This is a genomic window from Streptomyces gardneri (assembly GCF_006539185.1).
Taxonomy (GTDB): domain Bacteria; phylum Actinomycetota; class Actinomycetes; order Streptomycetales; family Streptomycetaceae; genus Streptomyces; species Streptomyces gardneri.
In genome coordinates, this window is sequence record NZ_BJMN01000065.1 from 20,474 (window position 1) to 37,842 (window position 17,369).

The 17,369-nt window shown below is 72.5% G+C and carries 15 protein-coding genes, 1 tRNA gene and 1 riboswitch; of the genes, 6 read left to right on the forward strand and 10 right to left on the reverse strand.

Going from position 1 to position 17,369, the window contains the following annotated elements; all coding sequences use genetic code 11:
* The first annotated feature begins 68 nt into the window (after nt 1-68).
* Nucleotides 69-288: riboswitch (cobalamin riboswitch) on the forward strand.
* A 167-nt stretch (nt 289-455) separates the two neighbouring features.
* The gene (gene metE, locus SGA01_RS36385; protein ID WP_141302289.1) at nt 456-2,774 is read left to right on the forward strand and encodes a 5-methyltetrahydropteroyltriglutamate--homocysteine S-methyltransferase; all 2,319 of its coding nucleotides are present in this window, start codon (nt 456-458) and stop codon (nt 2,772-2,774) included.
* Nucleotides 2,775-2,799: 25 nt separating this feature from the next.
* On the opposite strand, the gene SGA01_RS36390 is transcribed toward metE, so the two are convergent.
* The 9 genes from SGA01_RS36390 to SGA01_RS36430 all read right to left on the reverse strand — a co-directional run bounded on the left by SGA01_RS36390 (nt 2,800) and on the right by SGA01_RS36430 (nt 11,374).
* Complete coding sequence (locus tag SGA01_RS36390; protein WP_141302291.1) at nt 2,800-3,975, reverse strand: oxygenase MpaB family protein; 1,176 nt, start codon at nt 3,973-3,975, stop codon at nt 2,800-2,802.
* A 23-nt stretch (nt 3,976-3,998) separates the two neighbouring features.
* Nucleotides 3,999-5,054, reverse strand: coding sequence for a polyprenyl synthetase family protein (locus SGA01_RS36395; RefSeq protein ID WP_141302293.1), 1,056 nt, complete (start codon nt 5,052-5,054; stop codon nt 3,999-4,001).
* Complete coding sequence (locus SGA01_RS36400) at nt 5,044-5,322, reverse strand: polyprenyl synthetase (RefSeq protein ID WP_141302295.1); 279 nt, start codon at nt 5,320-5,322, stop codon at nt 5,044-5,046. Before SGA01_RS36400 ends, SGA01_RS36395 begins: the two co-directional genes overlap by 11 nt.
* 107 nt (nt 5,323-5,429) lie before the next feature.
* Complete coding sequence (locus tag SGA01_RS36405; RefSeq protein WP_141302297.1) at nt 5,430-6,467, reverse strand: pyridoxal-phosphate dependent enzyme; 1,038 nt, start codon at nt 6,465-6,467, stop codon at nt 5,430-5,432.
* Nucleotides 6,388-7,458 carry a GHMP family kinase ATP-binding protein gene (locus SGA01_RS36410; RefSeq protein WP_255325360.1) on the reverse strand — a complete coding sequence of 357 codons (1,071 nt, stop codon included), beginning with the start codon at nt 7,456-7,458 and terminating at the stop codon, nt 6,388-6,390. The genes SGA01_RS36405 and SGA01_RS36410 overlap by 80 nt, the downstream gene beginning before the upstream one ends.
* Complete coding sequence (locus SGA01_RS36415; protein WP_141302299.1) at nt 7,455-8,303, reverse strand: Rossmann-like domain-containing protein; 849 nt, start codon at nt 8,301-8,303, stop codon at nt 7,455-7,457. Before SGA01_RS36415 ends, SGA01_RS36410 begins: the two co-directional genes overlap by 4 nt.
* Before the next feature lie 11 nt (nt 8,304-8,314).
* Nucleotides 8,315-9,142: an ABC transporter ATP-binding protein gene (locus tag SGA01_RS36420; RefSeq protein WP_141302301.1), complete on the reverse strand. Its 828-nt coding sequence runs from the start codon at nt 9,140-9,142 to the stop codon at nt 8,315-8,317.
* On the reverse strand, nt 9,139-10,350 hold the full coding sequence (locus SGA01_RS36425; RefSeq protein WP_229917835.1) for a FecCD family ABC transporter permease: 1,212 nt from the start codon (nt 10,348-10,350) through the stop codon (nt 9,139-9,141). The genes SGA01_RS36420 and SGA01_RS36425 overlap by 4 nt, the downstream gene beginning before the upstream one ends.
* Complete coding sequence (locus SGA01_RS36430; RefSeq protein ID WP_141302303.1) at nt 10,340-11,374, reverse strand: ABC transporter substrate-binding protein; 1,035 nt, start codon at nt 11,372-11,374, stop codon at nt 10,340-10,342. The genes SGA01_RS36425 and SGA01_RS36430 overlap by 11 nt, the downstream gene beginning before the upstream one ends.
* 184 nt (nt 11,375-11,558) lie before the next feature.
* On the opposite strand from SGA01_RS36430, the gene SGA01_RS36435 reads away from it, so the two are divergent.
* The 4 genes from SGA01_RS36435 (at nt 11,559) to SGA01_RS36450 (ending at nt 15,529) form a co-directional block, all read left to right on the forward strand.
* Nucleotides 11,559-12,887 carry an MFS transporter gene (locus tag SGA01_RS36435; protein WP_141302304.1) on the forward strand — a complete coding sequence of 443 codons (1,329 nt, stop codon included), beginning with the start codon at nt 11,559-11,561 and terminating at the stop codon, nt 12,885-12,887.
* Nucleotides 12,888-12,976: 89 nt separating this feature from the next.
* Nucleotides 12,977-13,657 (forward strand): hypothetical protein, encoded by a 681-nt coding sequence (locus SGA01_RS36440; protein ID WP_141302306.1) that lies wholly within the window; start codon nt 12,977-12,979, stop codon nt 13,655-13,657.
* A gap of 150 nt (nt 13,658-13,807) precedes the next feature.
* On the forward strand, nt 13,808-14,503 hold the full coding sequence (locus SGA01_RS36445; protein ID WP_141302308.1) for a type 1 glutamine amidotransferase domain-containing protein: 696 nt from the start codon (nt 13,808-13,810) through the stop codon (nt 14,501-14,503).
* Between the two features lie 66 nt (nt 14,504-14,569).
* Nucleotides 14,570-15,529 (forward strand): LysR family transcriptional regulator, encoded by a 960-nt coding sequence (locus SGA01_RS36450; protein ID WP_229917837.1) that lies wholly within the window; start codon nt 14,570-14,572, stop codon nt 15,527-15,529.
* Nucleotides 15,530-15,630: 101 nt separating this feature from the next.
* Here the strand turns inward: SGA01_RS36450 and SGA01_RS36455 are convergent.
* Nucleotides 15,631-15,704, reverse strand: a tRNA-Pro gene (locus SGA01_RS36455).
* A gap of 578 nt (nt 15,705-16,282) precedes the next feature.
* On the opposite strand from SGA01_RS36455, the gene SGA01_RS36460 reads away from it, so the two are divergent.
* Nucleotides 16,283-17,369: acyl-CoA dehydrogenase family protein (locus SGA01_RS36460; RefSeq protein WP_141302312.1), on the forward strand; the 1,087-nt coding region annotated here is incomplete at its 3' end.

Below are 17,369 nucleotides of genomic sequence, written 5' to 3' on the forward strand. Positions count from 1 at the left end.
CATGACGGACTCCGGGGCCCTGTGGGGCTCCGGAGTCCATTTGCGTGCGGAGAGCCGGGAGGCCGGGTTACGCTGCCGGTGCAGCTGGTTCGCCCCGTCAGCCGGACGGGATGCGTCGTAAGAGGGAACCCGGTGGGAATCCGGGACTGCCCCGCAGCGGTGAGCGGGAACGACCGCCGTCATCAGCACTGGGCCCGGGACGGGTCTGGGAAGCGACGGCCATTAGGTGCCCTCCTTCGTGAGGACGTGCCCGCGAGTCCGAAGACCTGCCCGTTGCCCGCACGCGGACGATTCCGCGCGCGGACATTCCGGTGACCTCGAGGGCGGGTCGGCGTACAGAGCGAGCAGGACGACCCCGTCGCGGCATGCCGGGTCGTACCGTCCGTTCCGTCACCCCTTCGCGCCCACGTCCCGTCCCCGGGATCTCAGGGATTCATCTCGCGAAGGAGATCTCCGTGACCACCAAGTCCGCAGCCGCGGCAGCGCAGTCCACCCTGTACGGCTACCCCCGCCAGGGGCCCGACCGGGAACTGAAGAAGGCGGTCGAGGGCTACTGGAAGGGCCGCGTCACCGCCGACGCCCTCCGGGCCACCGCCGCCGGCCTGCGTCGTACCACCTGGCGGCAGCTCGCCGCCGCCGGTGTCGACGAGGTCCCCACCGGCGACTTCTCGTACTACGACCACGTCCTCGACACCACCGTGATGGTGGGCGCGATCCCCGAGCGGCACCGCGCCGCCGTCGCGGTGGATCCGCTCGACGGGTACTTCGCCATGGCGCGCGGCACCCAGGACGTCGCGCCGCTGGAGATGACCAAGTGGTTCGACACCAACTACCACTACCTCGTACCGGAGTTGGGACCCGACACGGTCTTCACCGCCGACTCCTCCCGGCAGGTCGCCGCCCTCGGCGAAGCCCTGGCCGAGGGGCTCGGCGCCCGTCCCGTCCTGGTCGGACCCGTGACGTACCTGCTGCTCGCCAAGCCCGCTCCCGGCGTGGCGGCCGACTTCGATCCGCTCAGCCTCCTCGACCGGCTGCTCCCGGTGTACGCCGAGGTCCTGGCCGACCTCAGGGCGGCGGGTGCCGAGTGGGCGCAGCTCGACGAGCCCGCCCTCGTCCAGGACCGCACCCCGGCGGAACTCGACGTCGCCGCCCGCGCCTACCGCGACCTCGGGGGGCTCACGGACCGGCCGAAGCTCCTCGTCGCCTCCTACTTCGACCGGCTCGGCGACGCCCTGCCGGTGCTGGCGAAGGCGCCGGTCGAGGGGCTGGCCCTCGACTTCACCGAGCGGGCGGCCGCCAACCTCGACGCGCTCGCCGCCGTCGGCGGTCTGCCCGGCAAGCGGCTCGTCGCCGGAGTGGTCAACGGCCGCAACATCTGGGTCAACGACCTGACCGCGTCGCTCACGACGCTCGGCACGCTTCTCGGTCTCGCCGACCGCGTCGACGTGTCGGCTTCCTGCTCCCTGCTGCACGTCCCGCTCGACGCGACGGTCGAACGCGACGTCGATCCGCAGGTCCTGCGCTGGCTCGCCTTCGCCCGCCAGAAGACCGCCGAGATCGTCACCCTCGCGAAGGGGCTTTCGCAGGGCACCGGGGCCATCGCCGCCGAACTGGCCGCCAACCGCGCCGACCTCGCCTCGCGCGCACGTTCCCCGATCACCCACGACCCGGACGTGCGCTTCCGCGCCGCCGCCGTCTCCGCCGCCGACACCCGCCGCTCCCAGCCGTACGGCGACCGAGCCGCCGCCCAACACGCAGCCCTACGGCTGCCGTTGCTGCCCTCCACGACCATCGGTTCGTTCCCACAGACGGCGGAGCTGCGGACCGCGCGGGCCGACCTGCGGGCGGGCCGGATCGACACCGCCGGGTACGAGGAGCGCATCAGGTCGGAGATCCAGGAGGTGATCTCCTTCCAGGAGAAGACCGGCCTGGACGTCCTCGTCCACGGCGAGCCCGAACGCAACGACATGGTGCAGTACTTCGCCGAACAGCTCACGGGCTACCTGGCCACCCAGCACGGCTGGGTCCAGTCCTACGGCACCCGCTACGTCCGGCCGCCCGTCCTCGCGGGCGACATCTCCCGGCCCGAGCCGATGACGGTCCGCTGGACGACGTACGCGCAGTCCCTCACCACCAAGCCCGTCAAGGGCATGCTCACCGGACCCGTCACCATGCTCGCCTGGTCCTTCGTCCGCGACGACCAGCCCCTCGCCGACACCGCGCGGCAGGTCGCCCTCGCCCTGCGCGACGAGGTGAACGACCTGGAGGCGGCGGGCACTTCCGTCATTCAGGTGGACGAGCCGGCGCTCCGCGAGACCCTGCCCCTCCGCACCGCCGACCACGGGGACTACCTGTCCTGGGCGACGGAGGCCTTCCGCCTCACGACCGCCGGGGTGCGCCCGGAGACCCAGGTCCACACCCACATGTGCTATGCCGAGTTCGGCGACATCGTCCAGGCCATCGACGACCTCGACGCCGACGTCATCAGCCTGGAGGCCGCCCGCTCCCACATGCAGGTCGCCCGCGAGCTCGCCGCCCACGGCTACCCGCGCGAGGCGGGACCCGGCGTCTACGACATCCACTCCCCGCGCGTCCCGAGCGCCGACGAGGCCGCGGAGCTGCTCCGCACCGGCCTCGAAGCCATCCCCGCCGAGCGGCTCTGGGTCAACCCCGACTGCGGCCTCAAGACCCGCGGCTGGCCCGAGACCCGTACCTCGCTGGAGAACCTGGTCGCGGCGGCCCGCACCGTCCGGTCCGAACTCACCACTCCGTGACGACGGCCTGACGACGAACCGGCCGTCACGGGGAGACCGTGGCGGCCGGGGGTGCCCAGCGTCGGGTGCGGGCCGGGGCGGACGAGAGGCCGTAGTCCTTCCTGAGGTGCTCGGGGATGGCGTAGTGCATGACGCGGCCGCGGGTGAGGGAGGACAGTTCGAGGACGGTGGTGAGGTGGCCGAGGCGGTCCAGTGCCCAGGCGCCGAGCGGTGAGCTGTCCTCGATGCTCTCCAGGACGCCGAGGAGGTGGGGGACGGACTTGACGAGGGTGTCCCAGCGGGTGCGGGGGACGTCCAGCCAGTCGGCGCAGGTGTCGCCGACGAGGTAGCGGATGAGCGCGGAGACGACCGGATCGAAGAGGGTGCCCGGCACGATCTCCTCGTAGAGGTCGATCAGTTGCCGGGTCAGATGGGATCCCTCGGGGGAGGGTCCCATGTGGCGGATCATGTACAGGTCGAGGAAGCCGCGGGCCTCGTCGATCGTCTTCGGCACGGCGTCCTGGTCGACGCCCAGCATGGCGCCGACCACGCGCCACGCGTAGTAGTAGGCGTCCGCGCCCTCGGAGGTCATGTGGATGCCGAGTCGGTGGAGGCTGTCGAGGACGAGCATCGAGAAGAACATCTGCCCGCCGATCATGTCCTCCTGACAGATCGGCACCCCCAACTCTGCAGCGGGCCAACGGTTCTCGCGGGTGAGGTGGTGGCGGATGGAGGCGTGCAGCAGGCGGACCTTCTGCGCGGCGGGGATGAACCGGCTGCCGGCCTCGAAGGCGTCGGGCTGCATCAGGTAGACGGTGAACTGGCCTGTCTCCGCCATGCGCTTGGACGGGTAGCTCAGACCGTGGGTCGCCGACAGCAGCTTCGCCACGTGCGGGACGAGGTAGCAGGCGGGCATGGAGGCGAAGGACAGCGCGGTGGAGATGTGCACGTTGTTGTCGATGAAGAACAGCCGGGCCTTCTCCATCTCCCCCCAGTCCACCCAGGACGGCGGGGTGCTCGTGGCGTGGAGGTACTCCCGGGCGACCTCGGGCAGCCCGTCCGGCAGGGGTGCGCCGGCGGTGGAGACGTACCGCATCAGGGTGTTGAACGTGCCGACCTCGCCGCGTTCGAAGAGCGTGGCGACGGTGGCGTCGGCGAGTTCGTCGCCGGATCGCCGCAGGGCGTCCATCGACGCCTCGGTCCGGGGCGTGGGAGCGGTCATGGGGCAGGACTCCTTGTTCTCCGTCACGAACGGCGGGCCGCCGCCGAGTGCGCCAGGGCGGTGAGCGCGGTGGCCGGCGGCGCGGACAGGTTCAGCTCGTCGAGGGCACCGAGGGCCTCCCCGACCCGCGCGGTGATCATGGCCTCGACCCGGTCGGGCGCCTTCAGCCGTCGCATCAGTGCGCGTACGGCCTCCAGGGCGTCACCGTCGGGGTCGGGGCGGCCGAGCAGCTCGCGCAGGCGCCCGCGCTCCTCGCCGTCGGCGAGCCGCCAGGTCTCCGCGAGCAGCGCGGTGGGCCGCCGGCCGTGGACGTCGTCGGCGCCCGCCTTGCCGGTGGTCTCCGGGTCCCCGAAGAGGCCGAGGAGGTCGTCCCGCAGCTGGAACGCCTCCCCGAGCGGCAGCCCGTACGCGGAGTAGCCCTCGCGCAGCCGACGGCCGGCCCCGGCCAGGGCGCCGCCGATCAACAGGGGCTGCTCGACGGTGTACTTGGCGGTCTTGTACCGGATCACCTTCAGGGAGGCAGCCGTGTCCGGGGCAGCGCCCGTGTGCAGGATCTCCAGGCACTCTCCCGCGATCAGATCCCTGGCCAGCGCCGCCCAGAGGGGACGGGCCCGGCCGAGGTAGGCGGCCGGGACGCCGCTGGTGACGAACAGCTGGCCGGCGAGCGACATGAGCAGGTCGCCGACGAGCATGGCCAGCGACCGGGCGCCCGCGGCGGGCTGCGGATGGTGCTCCACCGCGTCGCGCAGCGCCAGGTGCGCGGTGGGGCGGCCGTGGCGCAGCGGGCTGTCGTCGATCAGGTCGTCATGGACGACGGCCGCCGCGTGCACGATCTCCATCGAGGCCGCGGCCCGCAGCAGCGCTTCGCTGTCGGGCTGCCCCACCGCGCGCCAGCCCCAGTAGCAGAACGCCGCCCGCAGCCGCTTGCCGTCCGCGACCGCCGCTTCCAGTTGTTCGGCCACCGGGGCCAGCGCGGGGTCGACCGCCGACAGCAGGTCGGCCTCCTCGGCGACGTACCGCCGGAGTACGTCGTCGACGCGCGTCTTGAAGGCGGCCGGATCCCAGCGCTCAGACGTCACGATCGGCCCGCCGGGCCAGCACGTGCCGGGCGAGGACCTCCAGGTGGGCCGGTGGCGGCGACGCGTATCTGTCGAGGACGAGGCGACCGCGGGCCTCCAGGTCCCGTTCGGCCTCCGCCGCCACCTCGGCGGCGTCCGAGCGCCTCAACAGGCCCCGGACGGCCCCGAGTCCCGTACTGAGCGTGCTCACCGCCAGGTCCGCGAGGCCCGCCGCCAGCAGCACCGCCCGCTCCTCCAGGCCCTCGCGGGATCCCGCTTCCCTCGTCACACCGCTCCCCTGCCCGCGGCACGCCCCGGCCGCACGGTCACCGCCGCTCCTCTCCCCAGCCTTGCGCCGGCCCGGTGACCGGGCCGGGTGAACTCACCAACGAGTGATCACCTCGCTGGAACGTACGAGTCCGCCGCAGAGGCCTCCGCCCGGGCGCGGTTCCAGTCCATCCGGGACCACGGCAGCGCCAGCTCGCTCCGGTCGGTCACGTCGCGCGGGGCGAGGGTCGCGAGGGGTGCGGCCTCGCGGTGGCGGGCGTACACGGTGTCGACGTAGCGGTGGCCGGTGTCGGCGGCGATGAAGAGGACCGTACGGCCGGGGGTGCGCTCGCGTTCGTGGCGGGCGGCGAGGTAGCCGGCGCCGGTCGAGAGGCCCGCGAAGACCGCGTGCCGGCGCAGCAGGTCGACGCTGCCGGCCAGGGCCGCGTCGAAGGAGATCCAGTGCAGGGTGTCGTACAGCTCGTGGGAGACGTTCCCGAAGGGGATGGAGCTGCCGATCCCGGCGATGATGATCTCGGGGTCGGAGACGTGTTCGGCGCCGAAGGTGACGCTGCCGTACGGCTGGACGCCGACGAGTCGGACGTCGGCCGAGCCGCTCGGGGCCGCTCGGAGGTAGCGGGCCAGGGCTCCGGTCGAGGCGCCCGAGCCGACCCCGCCGACGACGGTGAGCCCGGCCGCTCCGGTCGCCTCCCTGATCCGCTCGGCGATCGCTCGGTAGCCGAGGTAGTGGATGTCGTCGTGGTACTGCCGCATCCAGTGGTACTCGGGGTGTTCGGCGAGGATCTCGTGGATCCGCTCGACGCGCCGCTTCTGGTCGAGCTTGAGGTCGCTGCACGGCTCCATCTGCTCCAGCGTCGCCCCGAGCACGGCGAGTTGGGTGCGCAGCGTGTGGTCCACGGTGGTCGAGCCGACGATGTGACAGCACATGCCGTAGCGATGGCAGGCCAGGGCGAGGGCGTAGGCGTAGATGCCGCTGGAGCTGTCCAGCAGGGTGTCCCCGCGGCGTACGGCTCCGGTGTCCAGGAGGTGGCGTACCGCCGCGAGCGCGGAGACCACCTTCATCGTCTCAAAGCGCAGGCAGACGAGCCGGTCGTCGAGACGTATCAGGTCCGGCCGGCCGACCGACTCCGCGATGTGCTGGTCCATGACAGAGCTCCTTGGTGGTGGTGACGGTCGTCGAGGTCGTGAAGGTGCGGGTGGCGGGGATGCCGTGGGCGTCCAGGGCGCGCAGGCAGTCACGGACCCGGTGGCGCACGCCCGGCTCGGCCGGGTCGAAGAGCACGCCCGCCACCGCGCCGCTGTGCGCGATCTGCACGCCCACTGCCCCGACGCGGCGGGCGATGCCGGTCAGTGCGTCGAACTCGGGGTGTCCGAGGATCCGTTGGCCGCGCCGGGCGCTGGCGGTGGCGACCTCGCCGAGCAGCCCGACGTCGCCGGTCGCCATGGCCCGACGCAGCCGCGCACGCTGCCGCTCGTAGGCCCGTACGTCACCGGCGTCGGGCTCGTACGCGGGCAGGGCGAGCGTGTCCACGGGCGCTCCGCCGCCGAGCAGGCAGCCCACCACGACCAGTGGCGGCAGGGAGGGGCCGAGGACTTCCAGGACCCGGCCCTCCCGCTGGGCGAAGAGCACGGGGCCGCCGCCGTCCAGCATCAGCGGGTCGCAGGCCAGCTCCGCGCGGACCGCCAGCCGGGCGACGGTCCCGGGCGTCAGGCGCGAGCCGTACGAGTCCGCGACCGCGCGGACGGCGGCGATCACGTCGCTGGTGGAGCTGCCCATGCCGAGACCCACCGGTATGTCGCCGGTCAGGCGCAACTCCCCTCCGCAGGGCGGTTGTCCGGCCCGTTCCGCACACGCGGCGACAGCGAGGACGGCGGCGCGGGCGGCCTTGCTCCGGCCGGCCGGTACGACGGTGAGCGCCTCGGGCGGTGTGCCGGGGGCGCGGACGAACTCGGCCCTGCTGCCCGGGCCGGCCATGGGGAGGGTGACCAGTCCGGCGCACCGGCGTCCGCCGTCGTCGAGGAAGACGCCTTGGAGGATCTCGCCGTGGTGACAGAGCGCGGACCCGGTGCCGGTGACGGTGGTTGTGGCGGTGGTTGTGGCGGTGGTTGTGGCGGTGGCGCGGGCGGCGGGGATCACGCGCCGTCCACCGTCCGGTAGCGGTACAGGACCGTCTCCTCGGCGCTGAACTGGGAGAAGGGGAAGGGCTCCGCGGAGAGCGCGGTGACGCCGGAGCCGAGGAAGGCCCGGGCGACGGCGCTTCCGGTCTGCGCGTAGACGACCAGCGGGATGCCGCGGGAGCGGCAGCGGTCGAGGATCGTGTCGAACGAGCCGTTGCTCAGGGTCATTCCGGTGGCGACGACCGCCTCGGCCCGGTCGAGCACTTCGTGCATGTCGGCGGTGACGGAGTCGCCCCACTGGGTGGTCCTGAGGTTGAGGTCGCAGGGCAGCGGGCGGCCGCCGCGCTCGCGGATCGCCGCGACGAGCGGGTTGACGACGCCGATGAGGCCCACCTCGGCGCCCTCCTCGATGTCCAGCAGGCCGGCGATGGCCGCGTCACGGGCCTTCGCGCGGACCTCCGGGGTTCCGGTGGGGAGGGTGACCGGCTCGGCCTCGCCCGCCGCGCCGGCCGTCCGGTGCGGGCGGACCTCGGAGAGGTAGGCGTCGAGGGCGGCGATGCGCAGCGGGCGCGGAGCCTCGCGCAGGAGCACGTCGAGCCGGGTGCCGGAGGAGTCGCGGCAGATCGAGGGGTCGATCTCGCCCGCCTCGAAGGCGCAGCCGCCGAACGAGCCGCCGAGGCGGACGAGGACGTACTGGTTGAGGTAGGTGGTGTCGCCGCCGGCCAGGCGGGTGCCGTGGTGGATCCAGAACACGCTGGTCGCGACGAGCTCGGAGGGAAGCGGCCCGTGCTCACCGGCGAGGACGGCCTCGACGAGGCCGTCGACGGAGGTCGCGGTGGTACGGGTGGGGATCGTCTCGGTCATGGCTTTCCTTCTCACAGAACGGGTTGGGTTGACGGTGCCGGGCCTGGTGCCGGTGCAGGCACCGGTGGCGCGGCGCTGAGCGGGCCGCGGTACGTGACCTGGGGGTTTCCCAGGGCGTCGGTGGTGAGTTCGGCGTCCACCTCGAAGACCTCGGCGAGCCGGTCGGCGGTCAGCACGGTGGCGGGCGGGCCGGCGGCGATCAGCCGGCCGTGGTGCAGGAGCAGCAGCCGGTCGCAGTACCGGGCGGCGAGCGACAGGTCGTGCAGGGCGACGAGGACCGTCCGGCCGGTGCCGGACAGCAGCTCCATCAGTTCCAACTGGTGCTTCACGTCGAGGTGGTTGGTGGGCTCGTCGAGCAGGAGCGCGTACGGCTGCTGGGCGAGCGCGCGGGCGATGTGGGCGCGCTGTCGCTCCCCGCCCGACAGGGCCTTCCAGGGGCGGTCGGCGAGTGCGGTGAGTCCGAGCCGTCCGAGCGCGGCGGCGACCACGGCCCGGTCGGTGGCGTCCGGCCCGCGCCAGCGGTCCCGGAACGGGGTCCGCCCGAGACCCACGACGTCGCCGACCTTCAGGTCGCTGTCCACGCCCGAGTCCTGTGCCACGAAGGCCACTCGGCGGGCGATGCGACGCGCGCTCCAGTCGCGTACGGACTCCCCGTCGTAGCGGACCTCGCCCGCGTCGGGGACCCGGAGGCCGGCAAGACAGCGCAGCAGCGACGACTTGCCCGAGCCGTTCGGGCCGATCAGGCCCACGGTCTCGCCGGGGGCGATGTCCACGCCGACGTCGCGGACGACCGGCGTGCCGCCCAGTGACCAGCAGAGTGCTTCGGCGGTGATCCTCACAGCTCCCCCCTCCTGCGCAGGACGAGAAGGAAGAGCGGTACGCCGAGGAGGGCCGTGATGACGCCCACCGGAACCTCCCGGGGCGCGAAGGCGACCCGTGCCAGCGCGTCCGTCCAGACCAGGAACACCGCTCCGGCGAGCGCCGCGCAGGGCAGCAGCACCCGGTGCAGCGGCCCGACGAGGAACCGCACCCCGTGCGGGACGATCAGCCCGACGAAGCCGATGGCTCCGACGGTGGCCACCGCCACCGCGGTCAGTACGGCCGTGACCACCAGGAGCAGCGCCCGGGTGTGCCGTACGCCGATCCCCAGGGAGGCGGCGGTGTCGGTCCCGAAGGAGAGCCCGTCGAGGGCGGTGGAGCAGAGCCAGGCCACCGCGAGTCCCAGCGGAGTGACGATCGCGCAGACCACGACGGTGTTCCAGCGGGCCGGGGCCATCGAGCCCAGCAGCCAGTGGGTGACGGCCCGCGTGGTGTCCGCGTCCGCCGAGGCCATCAGGACGAGGGACGTCAGGGCGGTGAACAGCTGGCCGACGACCACGCCGGTGAGGACGATGCGGACGGAGTCCAGCCCGCTGCGGCGCAGCAGCAGGAGGAGCAGCGCGAAGGACAGCAGGGCGCCGACGAGCGCGCCGCCGGTGACGCCGAGCGCGCTCGCGCCCACTCCGAGGACGACGACGGTGACGGCCCCGGTCGAGGCGCCCGAGGAGACGCCGAGCAGGTAGGGGTCGGCGAGCGCGTTGCGGGTGACCGCCTGGAGCACCGTGCCGCACACGGCGAGTGAGGCGCCGACGAGGGCGGCCATCAGCACGCGCGGCAGCCGTAGGTCCCAGACGAGGGAGTCCATCAGCGGGGGCAACGGGTCGACGTCCAGGCCGAGACGGGCGCCGAGGACACGGCCGAGACCGGTCCAGCCCACATCGGCGGTGCCGATGCGGACGGCGACCGCCACCGAGCCCGCGAGGACGGCCACGGCGAGGAGGAAGAGGACCAGCCGGGCCGCCCCGGACCGACGGGTGTCCCCGACGGAACCGACCGAACCGACCGAACCCACGGAACCGACCGAACCCACGGAACCGACGGAGACGGAACCGGCAGAGCCGGCGACCCCGATGGACCCGGCGGACCTGTCGGACCCGGCGGACCTGTCGGGCCCCACCGCCAGGAGGTCCACCGCCTCCCCGGCCCCGCCGACCGGATCAGCGGGCATACCCGAGGTCCTTCATCCCGTCCGCGAGCAGCCCCAGGGTGTGCACCGAGCGCACCGACGGGTCCAGCTCGATGCCCGGCACTTCGAGGATCTTGTCGTCGCGGACCGCGGCAAGGCGGGAGACCACCGGGTGCCCCTTCATCGAGGCGCGCTTCTCGGCGGCGCTGTCGCCCGGCCGGCCGCGCTCGGACAGGTCGCCGATCACGATGAAGTCCGGCTCGCGCTTGGCGACTTCCTCCCAGGAGACCTCCGGCCAGTCCTCGTCGACGTCGTCGAAGGCGTTCTTCGCGCCGACGATCCGGCTCATCTCGCTGGGGAGGCCGGTCCCGCCCGCCACGTACGGCATGCCGTTGAAGACGGAGTAGAGGTAGACGACGGTCGGCGCGTCCGCGCCCTGCGGGACCTTGGAGGCGCCTGCGCCTGCCTTGGCGACGGCGGCCCGCTGGAGGTCGGCGAGCGCATCGGCGCGCTTCTCGGCCCCGAAGACCTTGCCGAGGTTCTCGTAGTCGGAGAAGAGCAGTTCGAAGGGGGTCTTGCCGGCCTGGTTCCGCTCCGGGCAGTCCACGGCGCTGACGAAGGTCGGGACCTTGAGGGCGTCCAGCTCCTCACGGGTGCCGGCCCGGTCCTTGGTGAACAGGTCCGAGGAGCCCGCGAGGACGAAGTCGGGCGTGGCCGCACGGAGTTGCTCGGCCGTGGCGATCTTCGGGGCGATGACGGGGACCTTGGCGTACGCGGCCTCGTACCGCGCCGGGATCTTCGTCTTGAGGTTGGCCGTTCCCGCCATCCGGTCCTGCAGCCCGAGTTCGAGCAGGGTCTCGGTCGAGGCCTGGTCCAGGGCGACGGCCCGCTTCGGCGGCTCGGAGGAGGACACCTGGCGGCCGCAGCTGGTGACGGAACTCGCCGCGGCGGACGCGCCGTCGGCGGGCTTGGCGTCCGGCGCGGAGCCGTCGCCGCTCGCCGCGGAGCAGCCCGCGGTGGCGATGAGGACGGCCAGGGCGATGCCGAGGCGGGTGGGGTGGCGCATGGGAGGTCTCCGGTCTGCGGGGGCCTGGATAAGGCGTGGGTGTTGTCGTGCACCGGGCAGGAGTGCCGCGTTCGAAGGGTACTGTAATGGTATTCATTTTCATTAACGACCCCGGGGGTCCCGTTCACCGAACCCCCGGCCCCTCCGCGCCCACTCACCCCTGCCTCCAAGGAGCACCCACACCGTGGCGACCACACCCGCGACCACAGCGGCCAAGTCCGAGACTCCGCCCCCGCGTTCGATCCTGCGCGACACCGCGTTCCTGCGCCTGTGGGCGGGCACCACCGCCTCCGGGCTCGCGACCTGGGCCCTCCCCTTCGTCCTCGGGCTCGCCGTGCTGCACCGCGACCTCGGCGCCGCCGGTCTCGGTCTGGTCCTCGCCGCGCGCACCGCCGGATTCCTCGCCGCCGTCGCCGTCGGCGGCGTGCTCGCCGACCGGCACTCCCGCCGCGCGGTCGTCCTCTGGTCGGCGCTCGCGGCGGCGGCCGCCGCGCCCCTCCTCGCCCTCGGCCTCGGCCGCTCGCTCGTGCTGATGACGGCCGCCGCCGCCCTCGCGGGCGCCGGACAGGGCGCGTGCCGCCCGGCGTTCCAGGCGCTCACCGCCGAGACCGTCGACCCCGAGCGCCGCCAGCAGGCCAACGCCGCCATGACCATGGCCGTACGCGGTTCCACGCTCACCGGCCCCGCCCTGACCGCGCTGCTCGCGGCCTTCCTGGACATCGGGACGCTGCTGCTCGGCATCGGTCTGCTCTGGCTGGTCGCCGCGCTCGTCCCCGGCAGGCCCGCCGCCGCGACCGGCTCGGTCACCGCGGCGGACCGGGCCGCCGGACCCGCCCCGCGCGCCGGCTTCCGCGCCGAGTTCCTGGAGGGCATACGCGAGGCGCGGCGCCACCCGTGGTTCCTCGCCGGACTGGCCGCCCTCGTCGCGGTCATCGCCCTCGGCTACTCCGCCACCAGCGTCGCGCTGCCCCTGATCAGCAGGGACCGCTACGACACCCAGTGGGTGCTGGCCGCGGCCATGACCGCGTACACCGTGGGCGCGCTCGCCGGAGCGCTGGTCATCGCCCGTCTGCGGCCGCGTTCCCAGGGCTGGGCCGCCTTCGCCGGGCTCGCCGCCTACGGCGTCGCGCCGTTGAGCCTGATGCTGCCCGTGCACCCGCTCGTGGTCGTCGCCGCCTACGCCGTCGCCGGGATCGGGATCGAGCTGTTCAACGTGCCCTGGTTCACGGCCACCCAGCGCGAGGTCGCCCCGGACAAGCTGGCCCGGGTCTCCTCGCTGGACTTCCTCGTGTCGTACGGCCTCGCGCCGGTCGGCCTGGCCCTGATCGCCCCGGCCATCGACGCCTTCGGGGTCACGCCCGTCCTCGGCGTCTGCGCCGCCGCCTGCTTCCTCGTACCGGCAGCGGCAGCACTCGCCCCCACGGCCCGCCACTTCGCCCGCACGGCCCCGGACCCGGACCCGGCTCCGGCTCCGGCTCCGGCTCCGGCTCCGGCTCCGGCGAAGACGGACTGACGGACTGACGGACCGCCCCCAGACGAACGGAGACCGTGTCGGACCCCTCCGATACGGTCTCTGATCTACGACGACACACGGGGGCACCCATGACCATTCACCGTCCGGGACTGCCGGAGGACCTCCCCACGGGCGAGGCGCTGTGGGCCCGGTGGGCACTGCGCGCCGCGGTCGGCGCGACCATCGAGGACGAGCAGCGCCGGAGCGGCTACCGCACCGGCGTCTGGATCGACGCCGAGGGCCTCCACTACGACGACTCGGGCTGCACCTGGTGGACCATGTCCCGGATGGGCGAAGGCCGGTTCGTGCTCTACGGCGAGGACGAGTCGAGCGAGGTCAAGTGGCACGAGCCGCCGATCGACATGCTCGCGGGCGGCCCGGAGTGGCTCCCGTACGACGAGCTGCGCGACCGGCTGGAGGGCAACGAGCTGGGTTGCGTCTACTGGTACGAGCACGGGACCTGGGCCCGTGCGACGTATCCCGACGACCTCGGCGACGACGGCCTGGACTGCGGCATGATCGGCTTCGTCGACCGGGACCGGGCGGTGGGCGACCTGTCCGACCGCATCGACGCCACCACCGACGGGCCGGGCGCGGACACGCTTCTGGCCGCAGCCGAGGCGCACCGGCTTGAGCCGGGGCTGCTGCTGGAGCGGCTGCGCCCCACCGACCCGGACGGCGACCCGCTGGACCTCCCGGCCGTCGCCAGGGCCCTGGTCCTCGCGGGCCTCACCGCCCCGGCCACCGCTCCCGACCCCACCCCCAGCTGAGCGAATCCGCAGGTCGGAGCCGCCGAGACGGTATTCCCCAGGACCCATCGGAGTTCCCATGCCGGACATCGGATTCTCCATTGGAAACCTCTCGGCGGCGGGCATAGCGTCGAAGACATCGCCGCACCGACGACCCTGGGAGCCCCTCGCATGTCCAAGATCCTTTTCGTGATGACCGGCGCCGACCACTGGACGCTCGCCGACGGCACCAAGCACCCCACCGGCTTCTGGGCGGAGGAGGCCGTGGCGCCGTACGAGGTGTTCAAGGCCGCCGGTCACGAGATCGTGGTGGCCACGCCCGGCGGCGTCGTTCCCACGGTCGACCGGGGCAGCCTCGCTCCCGAGGTCAACGGCGGCCAGGAGGGCGCCGACAAGGTCGCCGCCACCCTCGCCTCCATCGACGAGATCAAGAACCCGATCACGCTGGAGGACGTACGCCTCGACGACTACGCGGCCGTCTTCTACCCCGGCGGTCACGGCCCCATGGAGGACCTCGCCGTCGACCCGGTATCGGGCCGGATCCTGGTCGACGCCCTCGCGTCGGGCAAGCCCCTCGCGGTCGTCTGCCACGCCCCCGCCGCCATGCTCGCCGCCACGAAGGCCGACGGCACCAACGCCTTCGCCGGCTACAAGGTCGCGGCCTTCACCAACGCCGAGGAGACCCAGGCCGGCTTCGCCGACAAGGCCAAGTGGCTCCTGGAGACCCGGCTCGTCGAGGCCGGCGTGGACGTCCAGGTGGGCGAGCCGTGGGTGCCGAACATCGTCGTCGACCGCAACCTCGTCACCGGCCAGAACCCGTCCTCCTCCGCCCCGCTCGCAGCCGAGGTCCTCCAGAAGATGGCCTGACCGCGGCCACCGGCCGGCCCACTCCGGCCACCCCTCCGGGCCATCCCCCTGACTATGCTTCTCCCCGTGAAGCATAGGAATCCCGATGGCTCGGAGGAGGCGGTACCCACTCCGCCTCCCGCGCGCTCGTCGCCGTTGGACCTGAACCTCGTGCGCACGTTCCTCGCGGTCTACCGCTCCGGCTCCTTCACCGCCGCCGGGCAGCTGCTCGGCATCTCGCAGCCCACGGTGACCACACAGGTCCGCACCCTGGAGCGGCAGGCCGGCCGGGAGCTGTTCGCCCGTCTGCCGCGAGGCGTCGCTCCGACGGAGTACGCGCACGACCTGGCGGCACGGGTCATGGACCCGCTCGACGCCCTGCTTGCGGCCACCGGTCACGGCCCCGCGGCGGAGGGCGCGACCGCCCCCGTGCACCTCGCGGGCCCCGCCGAGTTGCTGTGCACGCGGGTCCTCCCCGCCCTCGCGCCGCTCGTGGCGGACGGCGTCCAGCTCCGGGTGGCGACCGGACTCACCGAACCCCTCCTCGACGAACTCCGCGCCGGCCGCCACGACCTGGCCATCGCCACCAGTCGCCCGCGCGGCCGGACGCTGACGTCCGTACCGCTGCTCGACGAGGAGTTCGTCCTGGTCGCCGCGCCCGCGTGGGCCGAGCGCCTCGACGGCCGGGTGACCACCGAAGGCCCCGGCGTCCTGCACACCGTCCCCCTCGTGACGTACGCGGAGGACCTCCCCATCGCCCGCCGCTACTGGCGGCACGTCTTCGACCGGCGTCTGAACCGCCGCGCGGCCGTCACCGTGCCCGACCTGCGCGGAGTCCTGGCGGCGGTCGCCGCGGGCGCCGGCTTCACGGTCCTGCCCCGCTACCTCTGCCAGGACGAACTGGCCGCCGGCACTCTGGTCGCCCTGCACGAGACCGACGACCCGCCCATCAACACCGCCTACCTCGTACAGCGGCCGGGCGTCCCCGACAACCCGCACACCACCAGGGTCCGCGACCATCTCCTGCGCCTCGGCCCCACCTGGTGAACCCCGCGCCGCCGAGCGATCAGCGGGACCGCGCCCGAAAACGATCGAGGGGCCGTTTCAGATCGCTCTGAAACGGCCCCTCGATCAACGACTCTTTCGAGTCGGGACGACAGGATTTGAACCTGCGACCCCTTGACCCCCAGTCAAGTGCGCTACCAAGCTGCGCCACGTCCCGGTGCCCGTCTGACCTGGGGTTTCCCCTGGCCGAACGCGCATGAGAACAATACCGCACTTTCGACGGTGGTCACGAACCCTTTCCGGCGCCCGCGCGGGGGCACGCGCCGGTGTCGCAACGCTCACTCTCCGTAACGCTTCCACGCGCCCCTGACTGCGCTCGCACGCCCGTGGTGAGGGCTCCCGAAGTGGGGAGGGCGGGTGCAAGGCCCGTGTTCCCGGGGCGAGGGCCGGATCGGACAGGAAGCGGAATGTCGCCTCCATGGTGATGAAGGTGCTCATGTGGCGACGTCGGTGACCTCATGGCCATATGCCCGGGGATCCGTTGCCGTTGGCATGTGGCAGAAAGATGCCCACGGGGAATGGACTCCGGATCGGTGCAAGGGGGCCAACACCACACGAAACACAGTCAGATTCAATCGTCAACAGCTCCTGTTTAAGACAAAAGTCGTGGCGATATTGCTCCGTCCCGGAAAGATCAACACCATGAAGACGTCGGCCTGTTCGGGACGGGACCACTGCCGATGCACCACCTGCTCGATCGACAGAACGAGCAGGCGTTTCGCAGGGGAGGCTCGAATGGACGGCTACTTCAGCAGTCGACTGCATCATCAACTCAGGAAAACGGTCCGAGACTTCGCAGAGAGTGAGGTTCGGCCACGAATAGCCGAGATGGAAGCGTCCCGGACGGTCCATCACGAACTCTCCCGGCGCATCGCCGAACAGGGCTGGCTGGGGGCGACAATCAGCCAGGAATACGGCGGTATGGGCGCCGGCCACCTCGCCAAGACGATCATCATCGAGGAGCTCTCCCGGGTCAGCGGCGCCATGGGCGCCATGGTCCAGGCCTCGCAGCTGGGCACCGCCAAGATCGTCCACTTCGGCAGCGACGAGCAGCGCAAGACCTGGCTTCCGGCCGTCGCCGCCGGTGAGTGCCTGCCGACCATCGCCGTCACCGAACCCGAGTCCGGCGGCCATGTCCTCGGTATGAACGCCAGCGCGGTCCGGGACGGCGACGACTACATCCTCAACGGCAGGAAGGTCTACGTCGGAAACAGCCACGTGGGCGATCTGCACGGCGTAGTGGTCAGGACCGGTCCCGGCTCGAAGGGACTCACGGCATTCCTGGTCGAATCCGATCGCCTCGGATTCAGGACCGGTCCGCAGCAGCCCGCCATGGGGCTCCACGGCTTCAGCTTCGGCGAGCTGATCTTCGAGAACTGCCGCGTCCCGGCGTCCAACCGCCTCGGCGACGAGGGCGACGGCCTCTCCGTCGCGTACTCCTCCAGCGTGCTGTACGGACGGGCCAACCTCACCGCCGTCTCCCTCGGCATCCACCAGGCGATCCTGGAGGAGACGACCCGCTTCGCCTCCGAGCGCATCCGCTACGGCAAGCCGCTCCACGACCTGCCCACGGTCAAGCTGAAGCTGGGCCAGATGCAGTCCCGGCTGATGACGGCCCGGCTCGCCGCGTACCACGCCGTGCACCTGCTCGACCAGGGCATGTCCTGCGACGCCGAGCTGATGAACGCGAAGCTCGTCAACGTCGAGTCGGCGATCGACTCCGGCCGCAACGCCATGGAGATCCACGCCGCCGCCGGCCTCTTCACGGACCGGTCCATCGAGCGGTACCTCCGCGACGCGCACCACATCTTCGCCCCGGCCG

What these genes read in the sequence shown, in the direction of transcription:
- SGA01_RS36390 (WP_141302291.1), bottom strand. Translation starts at nt 3,975, where the DNA reads ATGACCGCTCCCACGCCCCGGACCGAGGCGTCGATGGACGCCCTGCGG.
- SGA01_RS36405 (WP_141302297.1), bottom strand. Translation starts at nt 6,467, where the DNA reads ATGGACCAGCACATCGCGGAGTCGGTCGGCCGGCCGGACCTGATACGT.
- SGA01_RS36415 (WP_141302299.1), bottom strand. Translation starts at nt 8,303, where the DNA reads ATGACCGAGACGATCCCCACCCGTACCACCGCGACCTCCGTCGACGGC.
- SGA01_RS36425 (WP_229917835.1), bottom strand. Translation starts at nt 10,350, where the DNA reads ATGCCCGCTGATCCGGTCGGCGGGGCCGGGGAGGCGGTGGACCTCCTG.
- SGA01_RS36430 (WP_141302303.1), bottom strand. Translation starts at nt 11,374, where the DNA reads ATGCGCCACCCCACCCGCCTCGGCATCGCCCTGGCCGTCCTCATCGCC.
- SGA01_RS36440 (WP_141302306.1), top strand. Translation starts at nt 12,977, where the DNA reads ATGACCATTCACCGTCCGGGACTGCCGGAGGACCTCCCCACGGGCGAG.
- SGA01_RS36445 (WP_141302308.1), top strand. Translation starts at nt 13,808, where the DNA reads ATGTCCAAGATCCTTTTCGTGATGACCGGCGCCGACCACTGGACGCTC.